The sequence below is a fragment of the Kitasatospora sp. NPDC004240 genome (genome assembly GCF_053603215.1).
On sequence record NZ_JBSGFD010000284.1, the window covers coordinates 1 to 8,029 of the forward strand.

General features: G+C 73.8%; 7 protein-coding genes. 3 read left to right on the plus strand and 4 right to left on the minus strand.

The genetic code is table 11. The features are described 5' to 3' along the window. Positions 1-53 precede the first annotated feature (53 nt). The gene (locus ACWEQL_RS38960; RefSeq protein WP_452155762.1) at positions 54-1,505 is read right to left on the minus strand and encodes an amino acid permease; all 1,452 of its coding nucleotides are present in this window, start codon (positions 1,503-1,505) and stop codon (positions 54-56) included. A 266-nt stretch (positions 1,506-1,771) separates the two neighbouring features. On the opposite strand from ACWEQL_RS38960, the gene ACWEQL_RS38965 reads away from it, so the two are divergent. Next, positions 1,772-3,001 carry a metallophosphoesterase gene (locus ACWEQL_RS38965; RefSeq protein ID WP_452155764.1) on the plus strand — a complete coding sequence of 410 codons (1,230 nt, stop codon included), beginning with the start codon at positions 1,772-1,774 and terminating at the stop codon, positions 2,999-3,001. Here the strand turns inward: ACWEQL_RS38965 and ACWEQL_RS38970 are convergent. Next, a complete protein-coding gene (locus tag ACWEQL_RS38970; protein ID WP_452155766.1) occupies positions 2,967-3,224 on the minus strand; it encodes a hypothetical protein in 258 nt (85 codons plus the stop codon). The genes ACWEQL_RS38965 and ACWEQL_RS38970 overlap by 35 nt on opposite strands. 286 nt (positions 3,225-3,510) lie before the next feature. Here ACWEQL_RS38970 and ACWEQL_RS38975 point away from each other — a divergent pair, with 286 nt between their 5' ends. Beyond that, positions 3,511-3,840 carry a hypothetical protein gene (locus ACWEQL_RS38975; protein WP_452155768.1) on the plus strand — a complete coding sequence of 110 codons (330 nt, stop codon included), beginning with the start codon at positions 3,511-3,513 and terminating at the stop codon, positions 3,838-3,840. Between the two features lie 83 nt (positions 3,841-3,923). Here the strand turns inward: ACWEQL_RS38975 and ACWEQL_RS38980 are convergent, their stop codons facing one another. Both ACWEQL_RS38980 and ACWEQL_RS38985 read right to left on the minus strand, forming a co-directional pair. Beyond that, positions 3,924-5,318, minus strand: coding sequence for an NADP-dependent succinic semialdehyde dehydrogenase (locus ACWEQL_RS38980; protein ID WP_452155771.1), 1,395 nt, complete (start codon positions 5,316-5,318; stop codon positions 3,924-3,926). Positions 5,319-5,514: 196 nt separating this feature from the next. Further along, on the minus strand, positions 5,515-5,796 hold the full coding sequence (locus ACWEQL_RS38985) for a DUF6158 family protein (RefSeq protein ID WP_452155773.1): 282 nt from the start codon (positions 5,794-5,796) through the stop codon (positions 5,515-5,517). A 174-nt stretch (positions 5,797-5,970) separates the two neighbouring features. Here ACWEQL_RS38985 and ACWEQL_RS38990 point away from each other — a divergent pair. Further along, positions 5,971-8,029 (plus strand): sensor histidine kinase (locus ACWEQL_RS38990; protein WP_452155775.1); only part of this gene is annotated, 2,059 nt, incomplete at its 3' end.

The following is an 8,029-nucleotide window of genomic DNA, read 5'->3' on the forward strand; positions in this document are numbered from 1 at the left end:
TCCGCAACGGCTCCCCGGCCCGGCGCGCGCCCGGTGGGCGACGGGTGGGCGGCTCAGGCAGCCGCCACCTCCGCCGCCCGGCGACGACGGCCCACCACGGCCGACGCCACCAGGACGATCGCCGCCGCGGCCAGCGAGAGGTACATCTGCTTGCGGCCGGACTCGTCGGTGAACATGTAGGCCATGACGAAACCGATCATGCCGATGGCGGTCCAGGTCAGATAAGGGTAGAGCCACATCTTCACGGTGAGGCGCTCGGGACTCTCGCGCTCCAGGATCTTCCGCATCCGCAGCTGGGAGAAGCAGATCACCATCCAGACGAACAGGGCGATCGCGCCGGAGGAGTTCAGCAGGAAGGAGAAGACGGTGTCGGGCGAGGTGTAGTTGAAGAACACCGCGACGAAGCCGAAGACCACCGAGGCGAGGATGGCGGTGCGCGGCACGCCGGACGAGGTCACCTTGGCGAAGGCCTTGGGCGCGTCACCGCGCCGGCCGAGCGAGAACGCCATCCGGGAGGCGGTGTACATGCCCGAGTTGAGGCAGGAGAGCACCGCGGTCAGCACGATGAGGTCCATCACGTTGCCGGCGTACGGGATGCCCAGGTGGTTCAGCACGGCGACGTACGGGTTGGCGGCGACCGCCGGGTCGTTCCACGGCAGCAGGGTCACGATGAGCAGGATCGAGCCCAGGTAGAAGACGCCGATGCGCCAGATCACGCTGTTGGTGGCCTTGCTGACCGCCTTCTCCGGGTCCTCGGACTCGCCGGCCGCCAGGGTGACGATCTCGCTGCCCATGAAGGCGAAGACGACGGTGAGCATGCCGGTGAAGACCGCGCCCATGCCGTGCGGCAGGAATCCGCCCTGGCCGACCAGGTTCTCGGTGCCGACCGCGTGGGTGTCCGGCAGCACGCCGAACACGGCCAGGCCGCCGACCACCAGGAAGGCGGCGATCGCCACCACCTTGATGCCCGCGAACCAGAACTCGAACTCGCCGTAGGAGGCGACCGAGAACAGGTTGGTGGCGGTCAGCACCGCCATCACGATCAGCGCCCAGCCCCACTGCGGGACCATCGGCATCCAGCCCTCGAGGATCTTCGCGCCGGCGGTCGCCTCGACCGCGAGCACCACGACCCAGAAGAACCAGTACAGCCAGCCGATGCTGAACCCGGCCCAGCGGCCGAGCGCGCGGTCCGCGTACGCGGAGAAGGAACCGCTCTGCGGGTCGGCCGCGGCCATCTCGCCGAGCATCCGCATGACGAGCACGACCAGCACGCCGGCCAGCGCGTAGGACAGCAGGATGCCGGGGCCGGTCGACGCGATGCCCGCGCCGGAGCCGACGAACAGGCCCGCGCCGATCACACCGCCGATCGCGATCATCGACAGGTGGCGGTTCTTGAGACCCGCCTTGAGGTGGCCGTCGTCGCCGTGGTGACCGGCGCCGTGGGTGTCGCCGTGACCGGGGGTGGTGGTCGGCGGCGGTACGGCCTTGGTGGTTTCCGCACTCATTGCAGGGGTGCCCTGTGCCTTTCCAGCGCGGCCTGCCCCTCGGCACGTGCTGCCGGAGGGATCTTCGGGACGGATCCGCGCAATGCGGTGAAAGTTAACTTCTACTTCCGGGTATCGGAACAACGAGCCGGTAACTGTTCGCTCAGCGGGTATGAAAGCCCAGGTCAGGGCAGGTGTGGACCTGTCGTGGAAAGCTCAAATCTGACGCATCGTGAGGTGCCGGGGGCGGCTGGGGGATTCGTCGGGCGCCCGTACATACTGGCCGCGTGAAGATCGTGCTCGTGGTGTTCGGCGTCCTCGCCGTCCTCTCCCTGCTGGCCCTGGTGCACTGGTACCTGTGGCGGCGCCTGGTGCGCGACGTCTCGGCGCCGGGAGGCCGCTGGCGCCGGGCCGGTACGGTGCTCGCCGTCCTGCTGCCGCTGCTCTCGGTCGGCGCGCTGATCGGCGGCCGCGCCCTCCCGATGTCCGTCGAGCGCTGGCTGGCCTGGCCCGGCTTCCTCTGGCTGGCCGTGCTGCTCTACCTCACCCTGGCGCTGCTGGTCGGCGAGGCGCTGCGCCCGCTGCTGCTGCGGCTGCCGGACCGCCGTATATCCGTCCGGGAATCGGGAGTTGCCGAAGCATCAGCCGAGGTGGGCGGGACGGCTGAGCCGGAGCGCAATGCCGCGCCCTCGCCCGAGCGGCGGCTGTTCGTGGCCCGGACGGTGGCGATCGGCGCGTCCGGCGTCGCGGCCGCCGTGGTCGGCACCGGCACGTACGGGGTGCTGCGCGGGCCGAAGCTCAAGCAGGTCACCGTGCCGCTGGCCAAGCTGCCCGCCCGGGCGCACGGCTACCGGATCGCCGTGGTCAGCGACATCCACCTCGGCCCGATCCTCGGCCGCGCCCACACCGAGCGGATCGTCGACACCATCAACGGCGCGCAGCCGGACCTGATCGCCATCGTCGGCGACCTGGTGGACGGCAGCGTGCCCGACCTCGGCCCGGCCGCGCTGCCGCTGGCCCGGCTGCGGGCACGCGACGGCGCCTACTTCGTCACCGGCAACCACGAGTACTTCTCCGGCGCGGCGCCCTGGGTGGACTTCGTCCGCGAGCTCGGCGTCCACCCCCTCCAGAACGCCCGGGTCGAGCTCGGCGGCTTCGACCTCGCCGGGATCAACGACATCGCCGGCACCGCGGAGGGCGACGGACCCGACTTCGGCAAGGCGCTCGGCGACCGCGACCGGGCCCGCGCCTCGGTGCTGCTCTCCCACCAGCCGGTCACCATCCACGACGCCGTGCGCCACGGCGTCGACCTCCAGCTCTCCGGCCACACCCACGGCGGCCAGCTGTGGCCCGGCAACTACCTCGCCGAACTCGCCAACCCCACCGTGGCCGGGCTGGAGCGCTACGGTGACACCCAGCTGTACGTGACCCGCGGCGCCGGGGCCTGGGGTCCGCCGGTACGGGTCGGCGCGCCCTCCGACATCACCATCGTGACCCTGGCCTCGCTCCGGGCGTGAGCGGCCCGGGCGGCTCCAGCACGAGCAGCTCGCGCAGCCCCAGCACGGTGATCAGCCGCGCGTCCGCCGGCCGCCCGGTCAGCCGGGCGGCCAGCAGCCGGGGGACGTCCGCCTCCCCGCTGTGGCCGGGCACCACGGTCACCTCGGCGCACCGCGGCCCGGCCCGCCCGGCCATCGTGTACGTCACCCGGTAGGTCGTACCGCCCGGTGGCGGCTGCGCCACGGCCGTCACCTCCTCGCCGATCCGCCGTCCCGTGCCCTCGTCCGCCCCCCGTTCCAGTCTGGCCCCGGCGCGGGCGCCGCGTGATCCTGTGGCCGAACGGCGTAAAGGCGGGCAGAGTGGGAAATCTCCGGATCGAACGGGTCCGGGGCGGCCGCCCGGCGCCGCGGCGACCGGGCCGGCCGGACCGCACCGGGCCAGGGGGACCTCCGGGAAGGGGCGACCGAGAGCACCGCCAAGACCACCCCACGACCACCGCCAAGAGGAGCGCGGCCCACCGTACGGCCTCGTGAGCCGCCGGACGGGCCGCAAGGAGGCGATCCCGATGGACCTGCTGACCTACAAGGCCGAGGACCAGGCCCCCGACGCGCCCAGGAACCCCGGCCGGATGCACCGCGCCTGGCACTGGCTGCTGAGCCTGACCCCGTCGGCCGTCGTCCTGCTGACCGCGCTCTCGCTGGGACTCGGCGAGGTGGCGTACCAGCTGGACAACGCCTGGGCGCTGGGCATCTTCAGCGTCATCTGGCTGGCCACCTTCCTGGCCCTGGTCGGCATGGTCGCCCGCTGGATGACCCCGGCCCACCACACCGCCCACGGCCGGCACCGGATGGCGACCTGACGGCACGGCGGCGGCGACCGGTGCCGGTTCACCGGGCACCGGTCGCCGCCGCACGTCCGTCCGGGCGCATGGTGCCGGGGGGATCAGGACGGCGCCACCCACACCGTGGTGATGTTGCAGAACTCCTTGATGCCGTGCCCGGACAGCTCGCGCCCGAAGCCCGAGCGCTTCACCCCGCCGAACGGCAGCGCCGGGTGCGAGGCGGTCATGCCGTTGAAGAACAGCCCGCCGGCCTCGATGTCCCGCACGAACCGCTCCTGCTCCTCGGGGTCGTTGGTCCACACGTTGGAGCTGAGCCCGAACGGGGTGTCGTTGGCCAGCGCCACCGCCTCGTCCAGCCCGGCCACCTCGTAGACCGTGGCGACCGGGCCGAAGGTCTCCTCCAGGTGGATGCGCATCGCCGGCGTGATGCCGGTCAGCACGGTGGGCTCGTAGAACCAGCCGTCCCCGAAGCCCTCGGGCCGGCGGCCGCCGCACTCCACCCGGGCGCCGTGCGCGCGGGCGTCCTCGACCAGCTCCTCCAGGTCCTCCCGGCCCTGCCGGCTGGCGAGCGGCCCGACCTCGGTGGCCTCGTCCATCGGGTCGCCGACCTTCAGCCCCCGCATCGCCCCGGCGAAGGCCTCGGTGAAACGCCGGTACACGTCGGTGTGCACGATGAAGCGCTTGGCGGCGATGCAGGACTGCCCGTTGTTCTGCGCCCGGGCCCGGACGGCGGTGGCCACGGCGGCGTCCAGGTCGGCGCTCGGCAGGACCACGTACGGGTCGCTGCCGCCCAGCTCCAGCACCGCCTTCTTCACCTCGTCCGCCGCCGCGGACGCCACCGCCCGCCCGGCCGGCTCGCTGCCGGTGAGGGTCACCGCGGCCACCCGGCGGTCCCGGACCACCCGCTCCACCTCGGCCGAGCCGATCAGCAGGGTCTGGAAGCAGCCCTCCGGGAACCCGGCCCGGCGGAACAGCTCCTCCAGCGCCACCGCCGTCCGCGGCACGTTGGACGCGTGCTTGAGCAGCCCGACGTTGCCCGCCATCAGCGCCGGCGCGGCGAACCGCACCACCTGCCAGAACGGGAAGTTCCACGGCATCACCGCCAGCACCACGCCCAGCGGCCGGTAGCGCACGTACGCGTGGGCGGCGCCGGAGTCCTCGACGTCGGCCGCGGCCGGGTGCTCGTCGGCGAGCAGCCCGGCGGCGTTGTCGGCGTACCAGCGCATCGCCTTCGCGCACTTGGCGGCCTCGGCGCGGGCGGCGGTGAGCGGCTTGCCCATCTCCTCGGTCATCGTCCGGGCGATCGCCTCGCGGTCCTCGTCCAGCAGGTCGGCGGCGCGGTGCAGCAGGGCGGCCCGGTAGCGGAAGGAGGTGGTGCGGTACTCGCGGAAGGCCTCCTCGGCGCGGGCGAGGCGCTGTTCGAGTCCGGCGGCGTCCAGGGCTTCGAAGGTCTCCAGGGTCTCGCCGGTCGCGGGGTTGACGCTGGCGATGGGCATGGGGGTTCTCCCGGGGTTCGGTGGGGCCGGCTGTCCCCTCACCTTCCCCGACGGCCCGGGTTTTCGGCGGTATTGCGGGCCCGGCATTTCCGCCCCGGCCGTACGGACCCCGCGGCAGCACCCGGCCCCGGCCGACCGGTCCCGGGCACACCGGGACCGCCCGGCGGCGCCCGCCGGGCGGTGCGGTCCGGCTCCGTCACTCCGGCAGTGACTCCACCCGGGCCGCCGCCTCCCGGGCGCGCGCTCCGGCACGGGTCCGGCCGGCGGACACCTGGCGGTTCGGGAACCGGTGCAGGTACTCGGCCTCCAGCTGCCCGGTCCGCAGGGTGTGCCGCTTCAGCGCGTCCTCCGAGCCGTACAGGAAGGTCTCGTGCCGGGTGCGGTGCAGCTGCTCCAGCTCGTGCAGCAGGGTGTCGTTGCCCAGGGCGTGCGGGGAGATGCCCTCGGGCCTGATGTGCGGAGCGTCGGGATGCCGCATGTCCGTTGCCTCCTCGCCGTCTGCTTCCACTACCCCCATGCTCGCCGCAGCCGCCCGCCCGCGCCACGCGCGCCGCCGCCCCCGTACACGGGGCCCTGGCCTCATGTGGTCGGGACACCGGGTGCACCAGACTGCTGCACACCGGTGGGATCCCCGTGCGGACGGAGGGCGATCATGAGTGCGGAGAGCTTGCGGAGCGCCTGGTGGCGGCCCCGGCAGGGCGCGGCGGAACGGCAGCTCACCATGGCGGGCCTGTGCGCGCTGGTCTGCCTGGTCGCCGGCGGCCTGTGGGCCGGGTACGTGCTGGGCCATCCCGGCGACCCCGACCTCGCCCAGCCCGCCCGGCACCTGGCCGTCCTGGGCTACGGGCTCGCCGCCGTCGCCGGCGGTGTGCTGCTGCACGCCCACCGCCCCGGCAACCAGCTCGGCTGGGTGCTGCTGGTCTACGGAACGGCCCTGATCGTCCCGCTGGCCGCGGAGGCGCCGCTCTGGACGGAGGTCGGCGACCCCCGGGTGGTCGCGGGCGTGGTGATCCTCAAGTCGGTCGGCTACACGATCAGCGGCACCCTCTGGCACGCGCTGCCGCTCTGGCTGCCGTTCGGCGCCCTGCCCGGCCGCCGATGGTGGTTCGCCATCGGCGCGGTGGGCCTGTGGATCCTGCCCCAGGCCTGCTTCTACGTGTACCAGCCGACCGCCTTCGGCCGCCCCAACCCGCTCGCCGACAACCCGGTCGCCCACGCGCTGGAGCAGTTCAACGACCGGATGCAGACCACCCAGCTGACCATGTACTTCGTGCTGACCGCGCTGGTGGTCGTGGTCCCGCTGGTCCGCGCCCGCGGGCTGTCCCGGCGCAGCCGGCAGAACGTGCTGATCGCCCTCGGCGTCTACCTGCTCTGGTTCGGCGCCGAGGCCGGCTACTTCTTCGGCGACCAGAACACCCTCTCCTACGTGCTGTTCGCGGCCTCCTCCGCGCTCTGGTCGCTGGCCCTGGCCGTGGTGGTCGTGCGCGACGGCTCCTGGCGGCTGGACCGGGCGGCCCGGCGGATCCTGGTCGGGCTGATGGTGGCCACCGCGCTCACCGTCGCGTTCGTGCTGCTGGCCGCGCTGCTCTCCACCATGCTGCTGCCCGGCTGCGGCCCGGACGCGCTGCTGCTGGTCGCCGCCGTCTTCCTGCTCGCGGCCGGGCTGCCCAAGGGCGTCCGCTGGGTCTCCGGCGTCGTCGACCGCTGGTACTACGGCTCGCGCGCGCAGCCGTACCAGGTGCTGCGCAGCCTCGCCGGGCGGGTCAGCCAGACCGTCGACCCGCAGGACGTGCCGACCGTGCTGTGCACCACGGTCGGCGACGAACTGCGCCTGCCCGGTGTGGCGTTGACCGTCTCCACGCGCGGCGGCGAACGCCGGCTGGCCGCCGTGGGGGAGCGCTCCGGCACCGGGGAGGGGTTCGCGCTGGTCCACCAGGGCGCCGAGATCGGACGGCTCACCGTCGCCCCGCGCGCCGGCCAGCCCCGGCTCGACGAGAGCGACCGCGACGTGCTGCGCTCGCTGGCCGGCCAGGCCGCGCCCACCGTCGCCTCGCTGCGGCTGCTGGAGGACCTCCGGGCCAGCCGCGAACAGATCGTCGCGGCCCGCGAGGAGGAGCGCCGCCAGCTGCGCCGTGACATCCACGACGGCCTCGGCCCGCTGCTGGCCGGGCTGCGGCTGCGCCTGGAGAGCGCGGCCGCCACCTGCGACCCGCCGCGCTTCTCGGTCGCGCTGGAGCGGGTCTCGGACGACCTCGCCGGGGCGGTCCGGGAGGTCCGGCGGATCACCGACCGGCTGGGCCCCGCGGTGCTGGGCGAGTACGGGCTGTCCCGTGCGCTGGACCGGCTCGCGGAGACCTTCAGCGGTGACGACCTGACGATCGGCACCCGGCTGGAGCCCGACCCGCTGCCCGAACTGCCCGCCGCCGTGGAGGTCGCCGCCTACCGGATCACCGCGGAGGCGCTGAACAACGTGCTGCGCCACGCCCGGGCGAGCAGCGCCACGGTGACGGTACGGGTGGACGCCGAGCGGCTGGAGCTCGTCGTCGAGGACGACGGGCGGGGCCCCGGCGAGGTCGCGACGGGTCATCCGGGGGTGGGCCTGCGGTCGATGTCGGAGCGGGCCGCGGAGATCGGCGGGCGCTGCACCGTCGGCGCGCTCGGCCACGGCACCCGGGTCCACGCGGTGCTGCCGCGCGAGCCCGCGGGCGGCC

Excerpts from the sequence above, each read along its gene's own strand:
- ACWEQL_RS38985 (WP_452155773.1), bottom strand. The coding sequence starts at position 5,796 with ATGCGGCATCCCGACGCTCCGCACATCAGGCCCGAGGGCATCTCCCCG.
- ACWEQL_RS38960 (WP_452155762.1), bottom strand. The coding sequence starts at position 1,505 with ATGAGTGCGGAAACCACCAAGGCCGTACCGCCGCCGACCACCACCCCC.
- ACWEQL_RS38980 (WP_452155771.1), bottom strand. The coding sequence starts at position 5,318 with ATGCCCATCGCCAGCGTCAACCCCGCGACCGGCGAGACCCTGGAGACC.